This is a genomic window from Bradyrhizobium sp. AUGA SZCCT0283, from assembly GCF_018130385.1.
In the GTDB taxonomy this organism is placed as follows: Bacteria; Pseudomonadota; Alphaproteobacteria; order Rhizobiales; family Xanthobacteraceae; genus Bradyrhizobium.
Genome location: NZ_JAFCLU010000008.1, coordinates 260,852 through 281,399, shown reverse-complemented (window position 1 = coordinate 281,399; position 20,548 = coordinate 260,852). Strand labels below are relative to the sequence as shown.

Here is a 20,548-nt window from a genome sequence, read left to right as displayed (position 1 = left end):
GCGTCCATCGCATCTCACCGCACGTTCGTGACGATGGCCAACGCCCCTCATCTGCCGTGAGACAAGCGGAGTTATGCCGATGATTTGGGCTCGAAGTTAAGCGGAATATTTTTGCGGGAAGGGCTGGACAGGCTTCTGGGTGATTTGCCTCCAGGCACGTACAATATCTTGCGACCGTCGCGAGGGCCGGACGAATGCCCTGCTCCCGCGCTCGGCTTGTCGCTCTTACAGACGTGATCTAAACTTGACGGCCTAACCATAATAAATCGTGCGAGCCCGATCCGCATGCGAGGGAGGAGACAATGAAGGCATTCATGATGGCCGCGGCGGTTGTTGCCGGCATCGCTGCCAATGCGGCAAATGCCGCGCCGCTACCCGAGGCAAAGCCGGATGAGGTCGGATTTTCGCAGCAGGGACTGGCCCGGCTGGACGATTTTTTTGCCCGCGAGATCGCCGCGAAACGTGTGCCCGGCGCCGTGGTCGCGATAGCCCGCGACGGAAAGCTCGTACAGTACAAGGCGTACGGCCAACTTGATCCGACGAAAGGCACGGCGATGCCGCTGGATGCTGTGTTCGCGCTTGCCTCCATGACCAAGCCGATGGCCGCCGTTGCGGGTCTGACGCTTATGGAACAGGGCCGCCTGCCGCTTCAGGCAAAGCTTGCGGATTACTATCCCGCGTTCGCCGAGATGAAAGTGGGTGTTGCGCAGGCGGATGGTTCGCTGAAGCTCGAAGCGCAGCTTTCACCGATCTACATCCACGACCTTTATCGACATACGTCCGGCCTGATGTATGGAGGACGCCCGGACAGCTCGAGCCCGGTAGCGCGTCAGTACCCGGACGGGACAGCGCCGGCGATCGAGGGTGATACGCAGGCGTTCATCGATCGCATCACAAAGCTGCCGCTGGCGCACCAACCGGCGACAGTTTTCGAGTACGGCTTCTCGATCGACGTGCTCGGCGCAGTTGTTGAAAAAGTAAGCGAGCAGCGGCTTGGCGACTACCTGGCCGGCAATGTGTGGCAGCCGCTCGGCATGAGGGACGCCACGTTCCACCCCACGGAGGCACAGCGCGCTCGTCTTGCCCGGCCATTTCCCAATAACCCGCTGACGGGTAAGCCACAGGCGATCAAACTACTCGATACACCAACGAAGTTCGACTGCGGTGGCGCCTGCGCGTTTGCAACCGTGGGCGACTACGTACGCTTTGGGCAAATGCTGCTCAATGGCGGCGAGCTCGACGGTCAACGCATTCTCGGGCCCAAGACAGTACATCACATGGTCACCAACCACCTTGGGCCGGAAATCAAGAACAACGTGGCCAATGTGGAGCCGCATCGCGGTGGCTTTGGCTTCGGCCTTGGAGTGGCAGTGCGGACGAGCGAAGGTCTGTCCTCGGTTCCGGGCAATCCCGGCGAGTTCACCTGGAATGGCGCGTATGGCACGCAGTTCTTCTGCGACCCGAAAGAGCGCCTTGTCGTCGTCGTTGGAACGGCGGCGCCCGGCGAACTTCGGAAGTACTATCGTGAGCAGGTCCAGGACATCGTCTACGGCGCCATGGTGCGGTAGTTAATTGTAGGGTGGGCAAAGCGCAGCGTGCCCACCATCTCGCAGCGAAATCGCTGAAGGATGGTGGGCACGTCGCTTGCGCTCCTTTGCCCACCCTACGACTCCTTACGCGGGCATCATCGGCTCCGGACAATTGGTCAACCGCGCGGGAACGCCGACCGCGGTGCAGCCGGGCGGCACATCATGCTCGACGACGGCGCCGGCGCCGATCTTGGCGAAATCGCCGATGCTGACGCCGCCGATCACGGTCGATCCGGCGCTGAGATAAACGCCCCTCCCGATTTTCGGAGCACGGTCCGGCTCCGAATGTTTGCGGCCGATGGTGACGTTCTGCAGGATCGTCACCTCGTCGCCGATCACGGCAAAGGCGCCGATGATGATGCCGGTGGCGTGATCGAGAAACACCGACGTTCCGATCGATGCGGACGGATGAATGGAGACCTGAAGCTGATCGGACGACAGGCTTTGCAGCAGCAGCGCAAGATCGCTGCGCCTCTCGCGCCAGAGCCAGTTGGAGACGCGCCAGGCCTGCAGCGCGACGTAGCCCTTGAAGTTCAACAGCGGCGGCAGAAGCGCCGTGGTCGCGGGATCGTGAACAGCGATGCTCTGCAGGTCGCAGCTCGCCGCATCGATCAGATCGGGCGAAGCAACGAACACGTCACGGACGATCTGCGCAAACCGCCCGCGATCCGCGGAGCTCTTGCCGAGCCGCGCGCCGATCTGGTGAGCCAGCGCGTGAGCGAAGTCGGGATGATCGAGAATAGCCGATGACAGCGCGGCGCCGAATACCGGATCACGCGCCACGGCGCTTTCAGCTTCACGCCGGATCATTCGCCAGAGCTGATCGGCAGATAGCATTACATTCATGGCGGCCGTCCCGGATTGCGCGCGTCTGCATCATATAGACCGGCCGGGGAGCAGCGCCATGAGGCCTGATCCAAAAACAAACCGCCCACCTGCTCTCGCAAATGGGCGGCTGTATCCGCCGTCAGGCATCATGGGGGCATCACGCCTGAGGCTGAACTCTCACTCGCGACGCTATTCGCTTAGCCCTGCTGCGGCTGGTCGTTCGGCGGGGTCGGACGCTGCTTGTGCTGCGCCATGAACTGGTCGAACTCTTCCTTGTCCTTGGCGTGACGCAGGCGGTCGAGGAAATTCTTGAACTCGACCTGCTCTTCCTCGAGCCGACGCAGGGTTTCCATGCGGTACTCGTCGAACGCGCGGTTGCCGCTGGTGGGCGGACCGAAGCCGAAGCCGCCAAATCCACGGCCTTCCATGCGATTGCGCATCCGGTCCATCTTGTACTGCATCCGCTCCATCTTGTTCTGCCAGCGATCCCCGTGACTCCAGCAACCCATTTTTCTGCTCCCTAGTGTGAAAAAGAGGAGGGCAAGGCCGATCGGCCACCAGATGATGAAGCCGAGGATGGTCACGGCGATCCAGCCGGGATGCCAGGGGCTCTCAAGCATATGCGGGGGTCGATAGGATTCTTCCGTTGGGCCGCGCCATCGATTGACATCTGCGGTGTAGGCCATTTCCCTCTCCATGACGGCGATCACGCCGTTGTGAATGTAAATAACATTTACATACCTAAACCATCCCGCGTTTTTGTCAAGCGCGCGGCTCGCCGCACCCGAAAAATTATTTTGGGGTGCCCCAGGGACCGGATGGCCCACCGGTAGGCGGCACCGGCGGCGGCCCCGGCGGTTTTGGCTCCGGCCGGCGGTCGGTCGCGAAGCCGAGGCCGCGCAGATAGATCAGCACTTCGGCTTCCAGGAGATCCTCCGGCGACATCGGTAGTTTGCGCCGCGCCGCGTCGCCGCGGCCGAACAGCGAGGCCACGCCGTGCGCCATCGACCAGATGTGCAGCGCCATCATCATGGCCGGCGGCCGCGGCATGCCGGGCGGCGCCATCGCCGCAAGCCGTTCGGCGGCGGCGCGGATGATGGCGAACGCGCGCTCGCTTGCGGCCATTAGCGTGGGGTTTAAATCGACCGGAATGCCGGATTCGAACATCGCCGAATAGAACGCGGGCTCATTGCGGGCGAAGGCAAGATAGGCCTTCCCGACCCGCTCGAATGCCGACACCGTGTCCGGCCGGCCGTCGTCCCAGGCCTGCGTCAGCAGCGCCTCGAACTGCTCAAAACCGCGCTGGGCGATCGAGGACAGCAATTCATCGCGATCGCGGAAATGGCGGTAAGGCGCAGCGGGGCTGACGCCCGCCATCCGCGCCGCGTCGGCAAAGGTGAAGCCGGCCGCGCCCTTCTCGGCGATCAGGCCGAGCGCTGCCTGCAGCAACGCCTCTTTCAGATTACCGTGATGGTAGCCGCGTTCGCTGCGGCGTTGTTCCTTGCGCCAGCTCATGTGAAAGGCTTTTACATGAGCCGGCTGAAAAGGTCACTCATTTTGAGGCCGTTAACGGGTGTTCATCAAGATTAACGGCGCGCGGGTGCGGCGTAATTCCGGACGATTCTAACCTTCTGGGTCTAACCGCCCGGGATCGGGAGCACCGGCATGACCTCCACGCGCTCGCCGGGGAAGATCGCAAAATGCGGGTGGTTCTCGAACAGTTTCGCGGCGGCCTCATGTGAGCCGGCGCGCACCACCGTGAAGGCGCCCATCTCGTTGGCGATGTCAGCAATACCGTTTGAATCGACCTTCTTGGTCTTGCCGAGCGGGCCCCCCATCGCGACGATCGCCGCCTGGTGTTTTTCGACCCAAGCCTTCCACGCCGCGATTCCCTGCTGCTCCCTGGTACGCCGCTCAGCCTCAGACAGCGCATTCCAGGCCGCCATTTTCGCGCTGGTTTTGCTGCCGAGAAAGACGGCCAGAAACGTATCGCTGGTGCTCATGAGATTTCTCCTCGCTTTGCGGTTGACGGATCGGCGATAGACGTTCGACTTAACGGCGTGCGGAGCCCTGTTGCAGAGACTCACCGCGCCTTGTGCGCACTTCCCTTCTGCAGCTCGGCGAAGCCTTTGGCCGCCTCCTGCACTTCCTCGGAGAAATCGGCCATTTCCTGCACCTGGCGGATCTCGATGATTTCGTTCTCCGAGGCCGGGCATTTCTTCGCCCAGGCGATTGCCTCCTCGCGCGACTTCACATCGATCATCCAGTAGCCGCCGAGCACTTCCTTGGCCTCGGTAAAGGGGCCGTCGGTGACGACGGGCTTGCCGGTGGCGAAGGAAACCCGCACGCCCATCGACGGCGGATGCAGCCCGTCGAGCGCGATCAGCACGCCGGCGTCTTTGAGCGCCTCGTTGTACTTCATCATCGCTTTCACCCGCTCGGGGTCGAGCTGGACGTCCGGCGGCGCGGTCTCATAGCCGAGGGGTATCATCAGCATCATGAATCGCATGGTGGGTGTCCTTTGCTTCAAGTTGCCGTCATTCCGGGGCATCGCGCAGCGATAAACTTCGGTGCGCGATTGCGCACCTGAGAATCTCGAGATTCCCCGATGCGCAATTGCGCATCTGATGTCTGGTCCTTTCGGACCATCCCGGAATGACGGCAAGTCGTTACTTCTTCGCGGCCTGGGACCGCAGCCGCTCTTCCTGCTCGCGCAATTCCGGGGTGAGCGCTTCGCCGAAATCTTCCGCCGCAAACACCTGGCGGATTTCGATCTCGTCGCCATCGAGGAACGGCGCGCGCTGCATCCATTCGATCGCCTCGTCGAGCGATCTGGTGTTGATCAGCCAGAATCCGGCGACGAGATCGCCGGAGAGAGCGAACGGGCCGCGGCTGACGCCGCCCTGCCCGCTGCCATACTTGATCCGCGCGCCCTTCGCGCTCGGATGCAAGCCCTCACCCGCCTCCATCACGCCGGCCTTCACCAGCTCCTCGTTGAACTTGCCCATCGCGGTCAGCAGTTCCGTGCTCGGCATCACGCCGGCTTCCGAATCCTTGCTGGCCTTCACAATCACCATGAATCGCATTGTCGCACTCCGTATGCGTCTCTTGGGCCGGCTACCGTCGCCTCGGCCTTCATCAACAAGACGAACGGGGTTTTACGGCACCGACATGTCGATAAAAATTATTTTGGAGACATGGCTCCCTTTTCGTCACGCCCGGGCAAAAGCGCGAAGCGCGTCTTCGTGCTGGATATCCCGGGCATCCAAGGTCTTGCGTCACATAAACAGAGAAGACGTGGATGGCCGGGACAACAAGCCCGGCCATGACGAAGAAGAGACACTTGACGCAGCATGCCCGCGAAGCTACCCGGCCTGTTTGACGAACTTGCCGTTTTGGCATGTCGCGCCGAAATAGACGTCGATGCGGTTCACCTTGTTGCCCTCGAAGACGAAGAACTCGGTATTGCGAAACGTCTTGCCGTCTTTGGCGACACAGCGGTAGGTCACGAAGGCTTCATCGCTTTCGACGAAAATTCGCTCCAGCTCGTGCCGCTCGATCCAGTCGCTGTTGTTCCAGCAGCGTTCGAAATAGGTCGGCTTGTCGATCGCATCGTCGTAGGGACTGGTGAAGCGAAAATCGTCGCTGAGCGCGCTCTCGACGAAGTTGCGATCGTTGGCGAGATAGGCTGCAAAAATGGCGCGGATCGTATCCGCCCTGCTTGCATGCGCCATTCAACGCTCCTCCTTCAGGACTCTTTGGGCACCATCCGGAAATAGGGCTCCGCCTCCGTGCGCACGCGCGCGAACGAGGGCCGCGCTTTCAGCCGTTCGAAATAGGCCGCAAGATTCTTCTGCGTTTCCTCGAACGGCACCACCATGCTGCCGTAGAACAGCGACGGCGCAGCGGCGCAATCGGCAAGGCTGAAATCCTCGCCCATCGCCCACACTCCCTTTGCCATCTGCTGCTCGATCATGGCGTAGGAGATCAGCAACTGCGCGCGGGCTTCCTCGACGCCGTGCGGATCCTTTTTGTCCGCAGGCCGCAGCCGGTCCAGCATGATCTTCTGCATCGGCAGATGCACATAGAGATCGTAGAAGCGGTCGCGCAGCCGCGTCTGCAACGCAAGGTCGGCATCGTGGGGAATGAACCGCGTGGGGCCGCGATAGTGGCGATCCAGATATTCGATGATGATGCTCGACTCCGGCACGGTCTCGTTCCGCGCTTCGTCGCGCAGCACCGGAAATTTTCCAATTCCCCACAGCTTCACCAGCGCGGCGCGCTCCGCGGGATTGCCGAGATCGACCAGGTTCGGCGTGAACGGAGTGTCGTTCTCGTACAGCGCAATCAACGCCTTCCAGCAGTACGAGGCCAGCGGGTGGAAATGCAGCGTGAGCGACATGGAAATCTCGGTATTGACGGACCTTGCCGGCAAGACGATCGGCGTGCGGGCACGCCGACATTTGCCGCAGATTATTGTGCCGCTGCCGGCACGTAGCGCAGGATCACGATGCCGGTCGACAATGGCCGGCTGTCGATCAGCTTCAGCTTGAGCTTTCCGCCCGGCTTGAACAGCGGCGTTCCGCCGCCGAGGATGATCGGATTCAGCGCGATGCGGAACTCGTCGATCAATCCGTGCGGGATCAGGCTACCGGCGAGATCGGCGCTGCCGAACAGAAAAATATCCCTGGCGCTGTCGCGTTTCAGCCCGGCGACGGTCTCGGGGACATCAGCACTGAACATCTGCGTGTTGTTCCAGTCGGATTTTTTCACCGTGCGGGAGAACACGTATTTCGGCGCGGCATTCATGAAGTCGGCGACCTCGCCGGTCGCGCTCGGCCAGTGATTTGCCATCAGTTCGTAGGTGACGCGGCCGAACAGCAATCCGCCGGCGGCGTTCAACTGCTCGATCGACAGTTGCTCGAGTTCGTCGCCCCAGACGTCGGAATGCCAGGAAATGTCGCGGTTCGGACCTTCGACGAAGCCATCCAGCGTCATCAGATTCCACATAATCAATTTGGCCATCGTGCATTTCCTAAACCGATTGCGTTTTGCAACTGGTTGTATCCTGAGATAACCGGTGCAATATTGCAAGCAGTTTTTTTTAAGGGCCCCCGACCGCCCGTCTGGAACCGAACATGACCGACATCAGGCGTTCCGGCTGCCCGATCAATCTCTCGCTGGAAGTCCTCGGCGACAAATGGAGCCTGCTCATCATCCGCGACATGATGTTCGGCAACCGCCGGCACTTTCGCGAGCTCTTGACCAAATCGGAGGAAGGCATCTCCTCCAACATTCTCGCCGACCGGCTGAAGACCCTGCTCGACGAGGGGATCATCACCCGCGAGGACGATCCCACGCACAAGCAGAAGGGAATCTATTCGCTGACGGAACAGGGCATCGAGCTGTTGCCGGTTCTCGCGCAGATGGCGGCCTGGGGTTACAAATATCTTCCCGTCAGCAAGGAACTCGGCATTCGCGCGCGGCTGCTCAGCGAGGGCGGAGCGAAAATGTGGGCCGAATTCATGGATGAATTGCGCGAAAGCCATCTCGGCGTGAAGCGGCGCAGGCGAACCGGCCCGTCAGTCGGCGAACGACTGCAGGCGGCTTACGAAAGCGTCGTGAAGGCAAGGTAGCCCCCGATCGCGCGCCCGCCGCGGAAGCGAAGGCGATCGCGCAGCGCTAGACTAACGCTTCGCCATCGGCAGGAGCATTGACCTGATACGGGACGTTTCCCGTGTCGCATCGGGCCTGCCCGAATCTGCATTGAATTTCACTGCACCCCAGCCGGGACACGGCACGGGGCTTGGGTTATAGGAGCGGGAATCTTTCTCTCGCCAACGGACCCGCCCATGCCTCCCTCCCCGCAAAAGATTGCTCTCGTCACCGGCGCCGCGCGCGGCATCGGGCTTGCGACGGCCAAACGCTTTCTCGCCGAGGGCTGGCAGGTGGCGCTGCTGGACATCGAGGGCGAGTTGCTGCATGTCGCGGTCGCTGGCCTCGCCAACCCGGACAATACGCTGGAACTGCATTGTGATGTCTCCGATGCCAAGGCGGTGGCGAACGCCATGGCGGCGGTGAGCGAACGCTTCGGCCGGCTCGACGCGCTGATCAACAATGCCGGCATCGCGGTATTCGCGCCTTTGCTCGACACCTCGGATGAAGACTGGAGCCGCATCCTGCAGGTCAACCTCACCGGCCCGTTCCTGTGCACCAAGGCGGCGGCGCCCCTGATGCGCGAACATGGCGGCGGCGCGATCGTCAACATCACCTCGATCTCGGCGGTGCGCGCCTCGACGCTGCGCTCGGCCTACGGCACCAGCAAAGCCGGGCTTGCGCATCTCACCAAACAACTCGCGGTCGAACTGGCTTCGCTCGGCATCCGCGTCAACGCCGTGGCGCCCGGCCCGGTCGAGACCGCGATGGCCAAGCAGGTCCACACGCCGGAAATCCGCGCCGACTATCACGACGCCATTCCGCTGAATCGTTACGGCCTCGAGGAGGAATTGGCGGAAGCGATCTTCTTCCTGTGCAGCGATCGTTCGAGCTACATCACCGGCCAGATCCTCGCCGTCGACGGTGGTTTTGATGCCGCCGGCATCGGCCTGCCGACGCTGCGCGGCGCGCGGCGGAACGGGTAGGAGTTCGCAGACTTCGTAGGGTGGACAAAGGCGCACTTGCGCCGTGCCCACCATTTATCAACATCGGGGTATTGAATCGTGGGCACGCTGCGCTTTGCCCACCCTTGTATTAGCGCGAAGGATTAAAGTGGCGTCGTTCCGTGAGGAATGGCCCAGCCTGGGTGGCCGCCCGGGCTGGGCCGCCGATTGATCGGATCGATGCCCACCGAAGCCTTGAGGGCTGTCTTTCGTAGCAAGATCGCGATCGGCACTTCATCGGGACCCGGATGGTTGAACGAACTTTAGGTTCGCATTCACAAGGGAGGGTTCGAGGAAGATGGCCAAGCGTATCACAGTCTGTGCCGGGATCGATACCGGCAAACGGAAGCTCGACGTGGCAATCGATGGCAGCTGCGAGCAGTTGCAGGTTGAGAACACTGCAGAAGGCCACAAGGTATTGCTGGAGTGGCTGCAGCGCCACAAAATCAAACGCATCGGGATCGAGGCGAGCGGCGGTTACGAACAGCCAGTGGTCGCCGCGCTTCGGCGCAAGCGGTTTGTGGTGGTCGTGTTTCAGCCGGCACAAGTGCGCGCCTATGCCAAGTTCCACTTGCGACGGGCCAAGAACGACAAGATCGATGCCGCGCTGATCGCCGCCTGCACCGCTGCGGTCAGGCAGATTTATCCGGCGCCAGATCCCCGGCTATCGCCGTTTGCCGAGCAGCTGACAATGATCGATCAGATCGGCGAGGATATCATGAAGCTCAAAAACCGGATCGAGACCTGCCGCAACGAGCGAATCCGGGCGGTATGGAAAGAAGATATCGCCCGCCTGGCCAAGCGCGCGAGGACCGAACTCAAAGCTTTGGTGGCGGCGATCCGCCAGTATCCCGATCTCGCCGAGCGGCTGGAACTGATCCACAGCGTCGGCGGCGCGGGGTTGCCGACCGCGGTCGCCATCCTGGTGCGAATGCCCGAGATTGGCCAGCTCACTCGCGAGCAAGCCGCGGCACTCGCCGGGCTAGCCCCCTATGACGATGACAGCGGCGATCAGGTTGGCGCCCGTCACATCGACGGTGGCCGCGACCGCTTGCGCCGCGCGCTCTACTTGGCGGCGCTGCCGGCCTCCATGCGCTGGAACCCGCAGCTCATCGCCCTTTATCAACGACTGAGGGCCGCGGGCAAAGAGCACAAGCGCGCGCTGGTCGCCTGCGCCAGGAAATTGCTCATTTTCGTCAACACCGTCGTGGCGCGCGGCACACCTTGGCAAGGTGAGCCACCTGCCGCACGCACCACGAATCCATCGACCGCCTAACTCAAGTTTTGGTTCGCCCGGAGCATTTGTCTTCGTCCTTGCACGCCGTGCTCACGACGTCGCGCGCGGCCGCCGTCAAGGATGGCCGTCGCTCAATCTCGCCCATCCCTCGCTGCCGCCAGGCCACGCCTTGACGGCGGCGAGTACGACGTCATGCTTGCAAGCAAGCTGACGATCCCATTGCCCACAATCAATCGATCTAATGGTTGCTACGGGCTGTGTTGTCTACCAGCGCGTATTCACCGCAACCACACGCCAGCCGTCCTCCAGCCGATCGACGCGCGTCAGCGACAGCGGATCGATCACGAAGCGCAGCGCCTGCTCGGGCGCAAGATCGAGCGCGATGGCGAGCACGGCGCGGATGGTGCCGGAATGCACGACGAGGATCGCTTCCCCTGCGGGCAGCAGCGCAAGGCCGGCGCTCGCGCGCGCGATCTGATCGACGAAACTTTCGCCGCCGGGCGGCCGGTTGCTCGCGGGCGACTCCCAGAACGCGCGATAGGCCGGGCCGAGTTCGCGTTCGAGTTCGTTGTGACGACGTCCGGTCCACGCGCCAAAATCCTGCTCGCGAAAGGCTGTCTGTTCGACCGCAACGAGACCCAGCCTTTCGGCCGTCTCCCGCGTGCGGCGCGCCGGGCTGCACACCGCAAAAGCGCCTCCCGGCAATCTTGCCTTGAGCGCGGCAAAACCTGCGGCATCGCCAAGATCGGTCGGCGCGTCGGGTCCGTGAATCACGCCGCGCGGTCCGTCGACCGGCGCGTGGCGGATCAGCCAGAGATTTGTCTGGACGTTCATGGCGACGCCAGCCGTGCGGCGAGCAGGACAAGGATCGCGGTCTCGGCCACCTGCTCGGCGCCGCCGAGCACATCGCCGGTCTGGCCGCCGATCTGCCGCAGCGCCAGCCACGCGATGGCGAGCCCGCTCAAGCCCGCCACCACCGCCGCCCACAACGCGTTGCTCCATGACAGCGACGCCAGCGCGATCAGCAGCGCCAGCCCGCCGGCGATGGCCGCCGTCGCCGCATCGGGCTGGCCGGCGTTGCGGGCCAATCCATCCTTGCGCGCATAAGGCAGGTTCAACGACATCGCGGGCAAGATGCCGCGCCCCAGCGCATGCGCCGCAATCAGGCTCGGGATGACGTGGCCGTCCGGGATCGCCGCCAGCGCGGAGACTTTCGCAGCAAAGCTCACCAGCAGGATCATGGCGCCATAGGTGCCGAGCCGGCTGTCGCGCATGATCTCCAGCTTGGATTCGAGATTGCGGCCGCCGCCGAATCCGTCGGCGACGTCGGCTAAACCATCCTCGTGCAACGCGCCGGTGACGATGGCGCTGCCGCCCAGCGCCAGCGCTGCGGCCGCCAGATCGGGCACGCCGATCGATCGCAGGCCGAGGCATAGCAATCCTATCGCGGCGCCGATCAGCGCGCCGACCACCGGAAACATCCGGTGCGCGCGCACGAAATTCTGCGGCATCGCGCCATCCGGATGCGGCATCGGCAGCCGCGTCAGGAACGCGACGGCGGTTTTGAAATCGTCGAACCATTCATTCATGGAGATGTCCGGAGAATCGTTCTAGCGTGCGGCCCCGATTCGACGAGAGAATCGCATGCAGTTTGCCAGTCTAGACGACATCCGCGCCTTCTGTCGCGACCTGCCCCGCGGCGATCGGCGATTCGCTGACATGGCCGCGCAGCGGCAACAGAATCTGACAAAGCCGCCTGGCAGCCTCGGCCGCCTCGAAGAACTTGCGATCTGGCTGGCGCAATGGCAGGGCCGCGAAAAGCCGCTTCTGGAACGCATCACCATCGCCGTGTTCGCCGGCAATCACGGCGTCGCCGCACGCGGCGTCTCGGCCTATCCGCAGGCCGTCACCGCGCAGATGGTGGCGAATTTTGCCGCAGGCGGCGCGGCCATCAACCAGATCGCCAAAGCCGCCGCCGCCGAGCTGCGGGTGGTGCCGATCGAACTCGAACGGCCGACGCGCGATTTCACCGAGGCGGCGGCGATGAGCACGGACGAATTTCTCGCAGCGGTCGACGCCGGATATCGCACCGTGCCTGACGATTGCGACCTGCTGGCGGTCGGTGAGATGGGCATCGCGAACACGACGACGGCGGCCATGCTGTGCGCGGCCCTGCTCGGCGGCGGCGCGGCGCGCTGGGCCGGCCGCGGCACCGGCGTCGACGACCACGGGCTGGCGCGCAAACGTGCGGCGATCGAGACCGCGCTGCATTTCCATCGCGGCATCCTCGGCGATCCGCTGGCGGTGGCGGCAGCCCTTGGCGGCCGCGAGCTCGCGGCGATCGCCGGCGCCGTGCTCGCCGCGCGGCGGCATCGCGTCCCGGTGCTGCTCGACGGTTTCGTGGCGACATCCGCGGTGCTGCCGCTCGCACGTCTTGATGCAGGCGCGCTCGATCATTGCCGCGCCGGGCACGTCTCGGCCGAATCCGGCCACCGCGATCTCCTGCGCGAACTGAAGCTGCCTCCGCTGCTCGACCTCAGAATGCGGCTCGGCGAGGCGTCCGGCGCGGGGGTCGCGATCCTGCTGGCGCGCGCCGCGCTGGCCTGCCATGCCGGAATGGCGACATTCGCGGAGGCCGGCGTTTCCGACTCGGAGGATTGACGAAACCTTGCCACATATCTCAGCGTAACTGGCCGGGAGGGCAGTGCTGACGAAGGAGCTGCACATGCGAATGGCGGTCATCAAGGTAATCGTAGTCGCCGCCGCGCTGTTTGCGGCAATCGTGCCGGTGCGGGCCGAGATTCGCATTCTCGCCAGCCCCGGCGGACAGGTCGGACCGTTTCTCGAACTGTTCGATCGCGTGCGCCAATCCGGCGAGCGGGTGGTGATCGACGGGCCATGCCTGTCGGCCTGCACGCTGGTGCTGATGACGATCCCGGAGGAGCGCATCTGCGTGACGCGCCGCGCGGTGCTGGGATTTCACGCCGCGCGCTCGATCGACCGCCGCGGCCGGATCTATGCCGAACCGGAGGCCTCGCGCGCGGTGCAGGAAGCCTACCCGGCGCCGGTGCGGGACTGGATCAGCCGCCGCGGCGGCCTGACCTCGCGGCTGTTGCTGTTGCGCGGGCGCGAACTCGCCGCGATCTATCCGCGGTGCAGGTAGGATTTCGTAGATTTCGTAGGGTGGGCAAAGGCGCACTTGCGCCGTGCCTACCGCCTTCCCTGAAGCACCGATGGTGGGCACGCTTCGCTTTGCCCACCCTGCGAGTCACGCTTTACATGTCCTCCTTCGGGCAATTCACCATCCAGGGAATGCCGAACTTGTCGACGCACATGCCGAACCCGTTGGAGAAGAAGGTCTTGCCGAACGGCATCCGCACCGTGCCGCCTTCCGCGAGCGCGTTGAAGCGGCGCTCGGCGTCCGCGGGATTCTCGACCGCAAGCGCAACCGAAAAGCCCTGCGGCTGATGGTAATCGCCGGGCGTGGCGTCGGACGCCATCAGCACCTCGCCGTCGATGGTGATGCGGGCATGCATGATCTTCGTCTTCCAGTCCGCCGGGATCGGCATCTCGGCGGGTCCATCGCCATACGGCATCATGGCCTCGATCTGGGCGCCGAGCGCCTTTTGATAGTACTTCAGCGCTTCCTCGCAATTGCCGTTGTAGAACAGATAGGGATTGACCTGCATCGCTGGCTCCTTGGGTAACTGATATCCGAGTGACGATTTATTTCTCGGTGAGCTTCTTCAGATTGGCAAGACCGGCTTCGAAATCCCGGCCAATCATCTTGTCCAGGTTCATGAAGACCTGGATCAGCCTGGTCACGAAGCGCGCGGGACCATGCATCAGCCATGTGACATGGGTGCCATCGCCCTGCGGCAGCATTGTGAACTCGGCGGTGTTATGGCCCTCGAACGGCGTGAAGAAATCGAGCTTGATGACGATCTTTTGCGGTGCGGAGGCTTCGAGAATTTCCATGCGGCCGGAACCGACATTCTTGTCGCCGTCCCAGGCATAGACCGCGCCCTTGCCGCGCTCCGCCCCGCCATAGGTGCGCTTCATCGCCGGATCCTTGTTTTCATACGGCGACCAGCTTCTCCACTGGTGAAAATCGTTGATCAGCGGAAAAATCATTTCCGCCGGCGCCTTGATGCTGGTCGCGCGCTGCACCCGCAGCGTATTCGGTCTGGTCGCAGCGAAAATGAGCACCGCGGCAATGGCAATCGCCAGTATGACGGCGACGGTAACGATGTCGAACATGTCTGGCTCCTTATGTGAAGTCTATCGTTGATATCAAATCAGCGGCGGAACGGGATCAAGCCGCGCAGGTTGTTGTCGCGCAGCCACAGCCCGCCCCACACCATCAGGCCGAGATAAAGTCCGAACAGCGTGTGGGTGAACAGGGGACTGCCGATCCGCACATGCGAGGCCATGGCGCCGCCGAGATAGCCGGTAAGCAGGATCGCGCCGAGGATCGAGGTCGGCGGGATCGAATAGAGCACGGTGCAGACGATGGTGATGAGGCCGAGACTCCGCGCCAGCGTTTCGCTCGAACCATAGCCCATCCTGTCCATGGTCTCGGTGACGATCGGCCATGGCACCAGCTTGATGGCGCCATCGATCATCAGGAACACGATGACGAGGCCGGAGAGGATGCGGCCGGCCCAGCGTGCGGACCTAGAGGCCGGAAGGGTTTCGGCGATGACAGTCATGACTAATCCCCGTTGTCTTGAATGGCTGTTCGGATTCAAGACGAACGAGGGGAGCGGAAACCGACAGACGCGGTGAATTTTTTCAGTTCTGCCGCTCTTCCCTTCTCCCCTTGTGGGCGAGGGTGGATCGAATGAGCATCAGCTCATTCGAGACGGATGAGGGTCTGTCTCCGCGGAGAGAACCCCTCATCCAGCGCGCTTCGCGCGCCACCTTCTCCCAGCGAAGTCGGATTTATCCGACTTCGACATTTTAAAGTGCCCAACTCGGGTAGACCCGAGTTGGGTGGGAGAAGGAAAACGCCTACTTCCCCGCCTTTTTGCCGCGGGGCTGGCTGTCGCGCTGCAGGCGGTCGAGGTGCATGCGGATGTGGGCGGCTTCGGCCGAGGTGTTGGCCAGCGCGATGGCGCGGTCGAACGCGGTGCGGGCCTCGTCGTTGCGGCCGAGCTGCATCAGGAAGGCGCCGCGCACGCCGAAGAAATGAAAATAGTTCGACAGCCGCGGCGCCAGCGGTTCGATCATGTCGAGCGCGGCCTGCGGTCCCCGCACCTTGGATACGGCGACCGCACGGTTCAGCGTCACCACCGGCGACGGCTGCATGATCTCGAGCGCGCCATAAAGCAGGTCGATCTGGGTCCAGTCGGTATCCTCGGGCTTTTCGGCGCGGGCGTGCAACGCCGCGATCGCGGCCTGTACCTGGTAGGGCCCGCTGCGGCGATGGCGCATCGCCTTGTCGATCAGCGCCAGACCCTCGGCAATGAGCGACTTGTTCCACTTGGAACGGTCCTGATCGTCGAGCAGGATCACCGCACCATCGGCGTCGAACCGCGCCGCGGCCCGCGCATGCTGTATCAGCAGCAGCGCGGTCAGCCCCATGATCTCCGGCTCGCTCTGGAACAGCCGCAGCAGCAGCCGGGCCAGCCGAATGGCTTCCTCGCACAAGGGCGCGCGTATCTCGGCGGTATCGCCTGAGGCCGAATAGCCCTCGTTGAAGATCAGGTAGATCATGGCGGCGACGGAGGTGAGGCGTTCAGAGCGCTCCACCGCGCCCGGCGTTTCGAACGGCACGTTGGCGTCGGCGACCCGTGCCTTCGCCCGCGTGATGCGCTGCTCCATCGCGGCTTCCGAGACCAGGAAGGCGCGCGCGATCTGCTTGACCGTGAGCCCCGAGACGATGCGCAGCGCGAGCGCGATCTGCTGCGTCGCCGGCAGCTCCGGATGGCAGCAGATGAACAACAGGCGCAGGATGTCGTCGCGATAATGCGACCCGTCGAGCCGCTCGGCCAGCTGTTCCTCGGCGTCATCGAGATCGGAGATCGCCTCGTCCTCCGGCAGCGCCTCCTGCTTCTTGCTCCGTCTGATATCGTCGATCGCGACATTGCGCCCGACCATGATCAGCCACGCCGCGGGATCGCGCGGCGGGCCGTTCTGCGGCCAGCTCTTCAGCGCGCGCAGGCAGGCGTTCTGAAACGCCTCCTCGGCGGTGTCGAGATTGCGGAAATAGCGCAGCAATGCGCCGACCGCCTGGGGGCGCGCCGAAGTCAGCGCGGCATCGATCCAGGCGGCGTCGGTCACGACGGCACACTCCCCGGCCGGAGCAGGCCGACGGGCCGAATCTCATAGGCCCCGCCGGGATTGGCAGCTCCGAGATCGCGCGCAACGTCGAGCGCCTCGTCGAGATTCTTGCAGTCGACGACATAGAAGCCGAGCAATTGCTCCTTGGTTTCGGCATAGGGGCCGTCGAGCACCAGCGGCGGATCATCCTTGCGCAGCGTGGTCGCCGCCGTGGTCGGCAACAGCCGCGCGACCGGACCGAGCCGGCCCTGCTTGGCGAGCTTGTCCTGCACGACGGCGAGCTTCGTCATGACCTCGGCGTCCTGTTCCTTGGTCCAGGAACCGACGGTGTCTTCGTCGTGATAGCAAAGGATGGCGTAAAGCATGAGGGCTGGCATCTCCGTTGTCACAATGACGAACGATTATGCCCGCTGCCGACAGGTGCGTCGAAGAAATTTTGGAATGTTCCGTCGCCGGTCAGGGGCCGACGATCGGAGGCGGTCGCGGATTGAAGTGCCTGTAGGTGTGGACGACCGCCTTGGAACAAAGAAGGCACACGACGAGAATGAGAATGATGTTCTTGATCGTCTTCATCTGACGGTCTCGACTTTGGCCGGGCCAAAGTCGCGGTGATTGCTCTGGTAGGAAAGCGCCAGCCAGAACATCACCGCCACGATGATGAAACCGCGTATCACCAGGAGATGCCATACTGCGCGGCGATCTGGCGCGCCTTTTGCTCGTCGGTCTCGATCAATTTGCACACGAGAAGGGTCTCCCTTGTTCGATGAAAGGAGGCTAGAGAAGCGGTTCGATCGATTATGTGAGGCGAGTCACGCTGCGTGACGATACGAAAGGGACGGCCGGAAGAATGACAGTGAACAAAGGTGCGCTCGCCATCCTGGTGCATGGCGGGACTGACAACTGGTCGCCGCAGCGCTGGAAAGGCCGGTTCGACAGCGTCTGCCCGGACCGTTCCGTGCTGCTGCTGCCGGATACCTCGTTCGATCCGGCGGAGGTGCATTACGCCGCGGTGTGGAAGCCGCGTCCCGGCGAGCTTGCCGCCTTCCCCAACCTGCGTGTCATCTTCAATCTGGGTGCCGGTGTCGATGCGTTGATGGCGGACCGCTCATTGCCCGACGTGCCGCTGGTGCGCGTGGCCGTCACCGACCTCACCGCGCGGATGACGGAATATGTCGTGCTGCATGTGCTGATGCACCACCGGCAGGAACTCTACTTGCGGGAATCCCAGCGCGCCAAGCGCTGGGCGCCGAAATTGCAATGGGCGGCGGGCGCGATCTCGGTCGGCGTCATGGGGCTGGGCACGCTCGGGGCTGACGCGGCAGTCGTGTTGAAGCGCCTCGGCTTTCGCGTCGCGGGCTGGAGCCGGAGCCCGAAGACGATCGACGGCATCGATTGCTTTCACGGCGAGCCGCAGTTCGAAGCGTTCCTGCGGCGGACCGACATCCTGGTCTGCCTTTTGCCGCTGACGCCGGAGACACGGCACATTCTCAACCGCGCGCTGTTTGAGAAGCTGAGTCGCAAAAGCCCGCTCGGCGCGCCGGTGCTGATCAATGCCGGCCGCGGGGCCTTGCAGAACGAAGCCGACATCCTGCAATGCCTCGACGACGGCACGCTCGGCGCCGCCTCGCTCGACGTCTACGCCACCGAGCCGCTGCCCGTGGACAGCCCGTTCTGGACCCACCCAAAAGTGGTGCTGACCCCGCACAACGCCGCCGATACCGATACCGACGAGATATCGAAATATGTCGCGCAGCAGATCGCGCGCTTCGAGGCCGGCGGCGCGCTGGAAAATGTGGTGGATCGCAATCGGGGGTATTAGCGCACGCGAGGGTTGCGTGCGCCAGGCAGCCTTGAAAGGTTGCACGGCCGGCGCCATTCACCCAAAATTAGCAACGTTTTGGTATTTCTAAGGGATGGCCAGCACAGCACGAAACGGTTTCTCCCGACACATCAATCTGGGGCTCAGAACCCGGATCACCGCCGCCCTGGCGCTCGCCTCGGCGGGAACGGCGGTCTTCATCCTGCTGGGTGCGATGTGGATTATCTCAGGGGTCGTCGATCGCGCCGATGAACGCGAATTGCGCAGCCACTACGACGCGCTTCAGTCGAGGCTGGGCCAGGAGGCACGACGGGCCGCCGCGATGAGCGCCGTCGTCGCGACCATACCGGCGGTTCAGGAAGCGATGGCGCGCAACGACCGCGATGCCCTGATGGGATTGTTCGGCGCCGGATTTGCAGCCCTGAAATCCGATTACGGCGTCGACCAGTTCCAGTTTCATACGCCACCGGCGATATCCTATCTGCGCGTCCATCAACCCCAGAAATTCGGCGACGACCTGTCGAGCTTCCGCAAGACGGTGGTCGCGGCCAATCAGGCGCGCAAGCCGATCGTAGGCCTCGAAGGCGGCGTCGCCGGGCTCGGTATCCGCGGCGTCGTTCCGGTCGCGCTGGCCGGCAAACATCTCGGTTCCGTGGAGTTCGGCCTGACCTTCGGCCAGCCGTTCTTCGACGAGTTCAAGCGCACCCGCGGCGTCGATGTCGCGTTTCATCTTTCGGCCGCCAGCGACTTCAAGCTGTTCGGCGGGACGCTGGACGGCCGAAGCTTCTTCGATCCGGCCGACTATGGCCGTGCCCGCGACGGCGGCTTCGTCATCCACCAGGGCAAACTCGGCACCACGCCGGTTGCCGCGTTGCTCGCCCCGATCAAGGATTTTTCCGGCAACTCGATCGGCGCCGTCGAAATCGTGATGGACAACAGCGAGTATGTGACCTCGCTCGATCGCGCACGCCAGCTCGCCATCGGCATGGCGCTGCTCGGACTGGCCATCGCGGCGGCCGCCGGATTGCTGATCGCCCGCGGCATTTCGCGCCCCATTCTGGCGATTACGGCGGCGATGCGCGATCTCGCGCATGGCAAGCTGGAATTCGAATTGCCGGTTCATCAGCGCCAGGACGAAGTCGGCGAAATGGCGCGGGCCGTCGCGGTGTTCAAGGACAATGCCGTCCGCATGCAGAAGATGCAGTCGGATCAGGCGGAAGCCAAGGCCCACTCCGAGCAGGAAAAACGCCGCGCATTCGCGGCGCTGGCCGACAGTTTTGAGGCGAGCGTCCGCGGCGTGGTCGAGCGCGTGTCGGCAGCCGCGACCGAAATGCAGGCGACGGCGCAGTCGATGTCCTCCATCGTCGAGCAATCGCGGCAGCAGACGCTCACGGTTTCCACCGCATCCGAACAGGCTTCCGACAACGTCCAGACCGTTGCCGCGGCGGCTGAAGAATTGTCGTCGTCGATGGACGAAATCGGCCGGCGGCTGACGCATGCCTCCACCGTCGTCGGCAAGGCCGCGAACGACGGCCAGCAGTCGAACAACCGCGTCCAAAGCCTCGCCGCCGCCGCCCAGAAGATCGGCGAGGTGGTCTCGCTGATCAACCAGATCGCCAGCCAGACCAACCTGCTCGCGCTCAACGCGACCATCGAGGCCGCGCGCGCCGGCGAATCCGGTCGCGGGTTTGCGGTCGTCGCGAGCGAAGTAAAGACGCTGGCGACGCAGACCGCCAAGGCCACCGAGGAAATCCGCGGCCAGATCGCGGCGGTCCAGAGCGAAACCACCGCGGCCGTCGAAGGCATCCAGTCGATCTGCACGACGATTCGGCAAGTCGATGAAATCTCCGCGGCCATCGCCGCGGCCGTCGAGCAGCAGGGCTCGGCGACGCAGGAAATCGCACGCAACGTGCAGCAGGCTGCGGCCCGAACCGGCGAAGTCTCGCGCAACATTTCAGGCGTGACGACCGGCATCGGCGCCACCGGCGATGCCGCGCAGGAAGTGCTCAGTTCGGCGGGCGAACTGGCGCAGCAATCGAGCAAGCTGCGCAGCGAGGTCGACCGCTTCCTCGCCCATATCAGGGCGGCGTGAGGCGACCCACCGATCGGAAGCTCTATCGTCGTCCCTGCG

Annotated in this window: 24 protein-coding genes; 8 read left to right on the top strand and 16 right to left on the bottom strand. The window is 63.6% G+C overall.

The genetic code is table 11. The features are described 5' to 3' along the window. The first annotated feature begins 302 nt into the window (after window positions 1–302). Window positions 303–1,568, top strand: a complete 1,266-nt coding sequence (locus JQ624_RS14435; protein WP_212419543.1) for a serine hydrolase — start codon at window positions 303–305, stop codon at window positions 1,566–1,568. A 105-nt stretch (window positions 1,569–1,673) separates the two neighbouring features. Here JQ624_RS14435 and JQ624_RS14430 read toward each other — a convergent pair whose 3' ends face one another. The 9 genes from JQ624_RS14430 to JQ624_RS14390 all read right to left on the bottom strand — a co-directional run bounded on the left by JQ624_RS14430 (window position 1,674) and on the right by JQ624_RS14390 (window position 7,442). Continuing rightward, a complete protein-coding gene (locus JQ624_RS14430; RefSeq protein ID WP_409334324.1) occupies window positions 1,674–2,435 on the bottom strand; it encodes a serine acetyltransferase in 762 nt (253 codons plus the stop codon). 179 nt (window positions 2,436–2,614) lie between these two features. Further along, the gene (locus JQ624_RS14425) at window positions 2,615–3,103 is read right to left on the bottom strand and encodes a DUF2852 domain-containing protein (RefSeq protein ID WP_212419542.1); all 489 of its coding nucleotides are present in this window, start codon (window positions 3,101–3,103) and stop codon (window positions 2,615–2,617) included. A gap of 106 nt (window positions 3,104–3,209) precedes the next feature. Further along, the gene (locus JQ624_RS14420; RefSeq protein ID WP_212419541.1) at window positions 3,210–3,932 is read right to left on the bottom strand and encodes a TetR/AcrR family transcriptional regulator; all 723 of its coding nucleotides are present in this window, start codon (window positions 3,930–3,932) and stop codon (window positions 3,210–3,212) included. A gap of 122 nt (window positions 3,933–4,054) precedes the next feature. After that, entirely contained in the window at window positions 4,055–4,420 is a 366-nt protein-coding gene (locus JQ624_RS14415) for a hypothetical protein (protein WP_212419540.1), read from the bottom strand. A gap of 80 nt (window positions 4,421–4,500) precedes the next feature. After that, a complete protein-coding gene (locus tag JQ624_RS14410) occupies window positions 4,501–4,926 on the bottom strand; it encodes a YciI family protein (RefSeq protein WP_212419539.1) in 426 nt (141 codons plus the stop codon). 160 nt (window positions 4,927–5,086) lie between these two features. Continuing rightward, complete coding sequence (locus JQ624_RS14405) at window positions 5,087–5,503, bottom strand: YciI family protein (RefSeq protein ID WP_212419538.1); 417 nt, start codon at window positions 5,501–5,503, stop codon at window positions 5,087–5,089. A 279-nt stretch (window positions 5,504–5,782) separates the two neighbouring features. Further along, complete coding sequence (locus tag JQ624_RS14400; protein ID WP_212419537.1) at window positions 5,783–6,151, bottom strand: nuclear transport factor 2 family protein; 369 nt, start codon at window positions 6,149–6,151, stop codon at window positions 5,783–5,785. A 14-nt stretch (window positions 6,152–6,165) separates the two neighbouring features. Further along, window positions 6,166–6,819: a glutathione S-transferase family protein gene (locus tag JQ624_RS14395; RefSeq protein ID WP_212419536.1), complete on the bottom strand. Its 654-nt coding sequence runs from the start codon at window positions 6,817–6,819 to the stop codon at window positions 6,166–6,168. Window positions 6,820–6,890: 71 nt separating this feature from the next. Further along, on the bottom strand, window positions 6,891–7,442 hold the full coding sequence (locus JQ624_RS14390; protein WP_212419535.1) for a dihydrofolate reductase family protein: 552 nt from the start codon (window positions 7,440–7,442) through the stop codon (window positions 6,891–6,893). Window positions 7,443–7,555: 113 nt separating this feature from the next. Between JQ624_RS14390 and JQ624_RS14385 the strand changes: the two genes are divergently transcribed. The 3 genes from JQ624_RS14385 to JQ624_RS14375 all read left to right on the top strand — a co-directional run bounded on the left by JQ624_RS14385 (window position 7,556) and on the right by JQ624_RS14375 (window position 10,352). Next, the gene (locus JQ624_RS14385) at window positions 7,556–8,053 is read left to right on the top strand and encodes a helix-turn-helix domain-containing protein (RefSeq protein ID WP_212419534.1); all 498 of its coding nucleotides are present in this window, start codon (window positions 7,556–7,558) and stop codon (window positions 8,051–8,053) included. A gap of 216 nt (window positions 8,054–8,269) precedes the next feature. Beyond that, the gene (locus JQ624_RS14380; protein WP_212419533.1) at window positions 8,270–9,058 is read left to right on the top strand and encodes an SDR family NAD(P)-dependent oxidoreductase; all 789 of its coding nucleotides are present in this window, start codon (window positions 8,270–8,272) and stop codon (window positions 9,056–9,058) included. Window positions 9,059–9,374: 316 nt separating this feature from the next. Then, window positions 9,375–10,352 (top strand): IS110 family transposase, encoded by a 978-nt coding sequence (locus JQ624_RS14375; protein WP_212419532.1) that lies wholly within the window; start codon window positions 9,375–9,377, stop codon window positions 10,350–10,352. Window positions 10,353–10,577: 225 nt separating this feature from the next. Here JQ624_RS14375 and JQ624_RS14370 read toward each other — a convergent pair whose 3' ends face one another. Together JQ624_RS14370 and cobS are read right to left on the bottom strand one after the other, a co-directional pair. Continuing rightward, window positions 10,578–11,147 carry a histidine phosphatase family protein gene (locus JQ624_RS14370; protein WP_212419531.1) on the bottom strand — a complete coding sequence of 190 codons (570 nt, stop codon included), beginning with the start codon at window positions 11,145–11,147 and terminating at the stop codon, window positions 10,578–10,580. Beyond that, the gene (cobS, locus tag JQ624_RS14365; protein WP_212419530.1) at window positions 11,144–11,902 is read right to left on the bottom strand and encodes an adenosylcobinamide-GDP ribazoletransferase; all 759 of its coding nucleotides are present in this window, start codon (window positions 11,900–11,902) and stop codon (window positions 11,144–11,146) included. The genes JQ624_RS14370 and cobS overlap by 4 nt, the downstream gene beginning before the upstream one ends. Window positions 11,903–11,957: 55 nt before the next feature. Between cobS and cobT the strand changes: the two genes are divergently transcribed. Together cobT and JQ624_RS14355 are read left to right on the top strand one after the other, a co-directional pair. Then, window positions 11,958–12,974, top strand: coding sequence for a nicotinate-nucleotide--dimethylbenzimidazole phosphoribosyltransferase (cobT, locus tag JQ624_RS14360; RefSeq protein ID WP_212419529.1), 1,017 nt, complete (start codon window positions 11,958–11,960; stop codon window positions 12,972–12,974). 70 nt (window positions 12,975–13,044) lie between these two features. After that, a complete protein-coding gene (locus JQ624_RS14355) occupies window positions 13,045–13,476 on the top strand; it encodes a hypothetical protein (RefSeq protein WP_409334327.1) in 432 nt (143 codons plus the stop codon). Between the two features lie 112 nt (window positions 13,477–13,588). On the opposite strand, the gene JQ624_RS14350 is transcribed toward JQ624_RS14355, so the two are convergent. The 5 genes from JQ624_RS14350 to JQ624_RS14330 form a co-directional block, all read right to left on the bottom strand. Next, window positions 13,589–14,002 carry a VOC family protein gene (locus tag JQ624_RS14350; protein WP_212419527.1) on the bottom strand — a complete coding sequence of 138 codons (414 nt, stop codon included), beginning with the start codon at window positions 14,000–14,002 and terminating at the stop codon, window positions 13,589–13,591. Between the two features lie 37 nt (window positions 14,003–14,039). Further along, window positions 14,040–14,573, bottom strand: a complete 534-nt coding sequence (locus tag JQ624_RS14345) for an SRPBCC family protein (protein WP_212419526.1) — start codon at window positions 14,571–14,573, stop codon at window positions 14,040–14,042. 38 nt (window positions 14,574–14,611) lie between these two features. Then, window positions 14,612–15,025: a DoxX family protein gene (locus tag JQ624_RS14340; RefSeq protein WP_212419525.1), complete on the bottom strand. Its 414-nt coding sequence runs from the start codon at window positions 15,023–15,025 to the stop codon at window positions 14,612–14,614. A gap of 301 nt (window positions 15,026–15,326) precedes the next feature. Beyond that, entirely contained in the window at window positions 15,327–16,598 is a 1,272-nt protein-coding gene (locus JQ624_RS14335) for an RNA polymerase sigma factor (RefSeq protein WP_212419524.1), read from the bottom strand. After that, entirely contained in the window at window positions 16,595–16,963 is a 369-nt protein-coding gene (locus tag JQ624_RS14330) for a YciI family protein (protein WP_212419523.1), read from the bottom strand. The genes JQ624_RS14335 and JQ624_RS14330 overlap by 4 nt, the downstream gene beginning before the upstream one ends. A gap of 488 nt (window positions 16,964–17,451) precedes the next feature. On the opposite strand from JQ624_RS14330, the gene JQ624_RS14325 reads away from it, so the two are divergent. Continuing rightward, window positions 17,452–18,417, top strand: coding sequence for a glyoxylate/hydroxypyruvate reductase A (locus JQ624_RS14325; protein ID WP_212419562.1), 966 nt, complete (start codon window positions 17,452–17,454; stop codon window positions 18,415–18,417). Window positions 18,418–18,511: 94 nt separating this feature from the next. After that, window positions 18,512–20,509, top strand: coding sequence for a methyl-accepting chemotaxis protein (locus JQ624_RS14320; RefSeq protein WP_212419522.1), 1,998 nt, complete (start codon window positions 18,512–18,514; stop codon window positions 20,507–20,509). The last annotated feature ends 39 nt before the right edge of the window (window positions 20,510–20,548 follow it).

Coding starts and splice junctions, on each gene's coding strand:
- JQ624_RS14370 (WP_212419531.1), bottom strand. CDS start 11,147: ATGAACGTCCAGACAAATCTCTGGCTGATCCGCCACGCGCCGGTCGAC.
- JQ624_RS14405 (WP_212419538.1), bottom strand. CDS start 5,503: ATGCGATTCATGGTGATTGTGAAGGCCAGCAAGGATTCGGAAGCCGGC.
- JQ624_RS14355 (WP_409334327.1), top strand. CDS start 13,045: ATGGCGGTCATCAAGGTAATCGTAGTCGCCGCCGCGCTGTTTGCGGCA.
- JQ624_RS14320 (WP_212419522.1), top strand. CDS start 18,512: ATGGCCAGCACAGCACGAAACGGTTTCTCCCGACACATCAATCTGGGG.
- JQ624_RS14345 (WP_212419526.1), bottom strand. CDS start 14,573: ATGTTCGACATCGTTACCGTCGCCGTCATACTGGCGATTGCCATTGCC.
- JQ624_RS14430 (WP_409334324.1), bottom strand. CDS start 2,435: ATGAATGTAATGCTATCTGCCGATCAGCTCTGGCGAATGATCCGGCGT.
- JQ624_RS14400 (WP_212419537.1), bottom strand. CDS start 6,151: ATGGCGCATGCAAGCAGGGCGGATACGATCCGCGCCATTTTTGCAGCC.
- JQ624_RS14340 (WP_212419525.1), bottom strand. CDS start 15,025: ATGACTGTCATCGCCGAAACCCTTCCGGCCTCTAGGTCCGCACGCTGG.
- JQ624_RS14410 (WP_212419539.1), bottom strand. CDS start 4,926: ATGCGATTCATGATGCTGATGATACCCCTCGGCTATGAGACCGCGCCG.
- JQ624_RS14425 (WP_212419542.1), bottom strand. CDS start 3,103: ATGGCCTACACCGCAGATGTCAATCGATGGCGCGGCCCAACGGAAGAA.
- cobT (WP_212419529.1), top strand. CDS start 11,958: ATGCAGTTTGCCAGTCTAGACGACATCCGCGCCTTCTGTCGCGACCTG.
- JQ624_RS14390 (WP_212419535.1), bottom strand. CDS start 7,442: ATGGCCAAATTGATTATGTGGAATCTGATGACGCTGGATGGCTTCGTC.
- JQ624_RS14350 (WP_212419527.1), bottom strand. CDS start 14,002: ATGCAGGTCAATCCCTATCTGTTCTACAACGGCAATTGCGAGGAAGCG.
- JQ624_RS14385 (WP_212419534.1), top strand. CDS start 7,556: ATGACCGACATCAGGCGTTCCGGCTGCCCGATCAATCTCTCGCTGGAA.
- JQ624_RS14420 (WP_212419541.1), bottom strand. CDS start 3,932: ATGAGCTGGCGCAAGGAACAACGCCGCAGCGAACGCGGCTACCATCAC.
- JQ624_RS14415 (WP_212419540.1), bottom strand. CDS start 4,420: ATGAGCACCAGCGATACGTTTCTGGCCGTCTTTCTCGGCAGCAAAACC.
- JQ624_RS14395 (WP_212419536.1), bottom strand. CDS start 6,819: ATGTCGCTCACGCTGCATTTCCACCCGCTGGCCTCGTACTGCTGGAAG.
- JQ624_RS14330 (WP_212419523.1), bottom strand. CDS start 16,963: ATGCTTTACGCCATCCTTTGCTATCACGACGAAGACACCGTCGGTTCC.
- JQ624_RS14435 (WP_212419543.1), top strand. CDS start 303: ATGAAGGCATTCATGATGGCCGCGGCGGTTGTTGCCGGCATCGCTGCC.
- cobS (WP_212419530.1), bottom strand. CDS start 11,902: ATGAATGAATGGTTCGACGATTTCAAAACCGCCGTCGCGTTCCTGACG.
- JQ624_RS14380 (WP_212419533.1), top strand. CDS start 8,270: ATGCCTCCCTCCCCGCAAAAGATTGCTCTCGTCACCGGCGCCGCGCGC.
- JQ624_RS14375 (WP_212419532.1), top strand. CDS start 9,375: ATGGCCAAGCGTATCACAGTCTGTGCCGGGATCGATACCGGCAAACGG.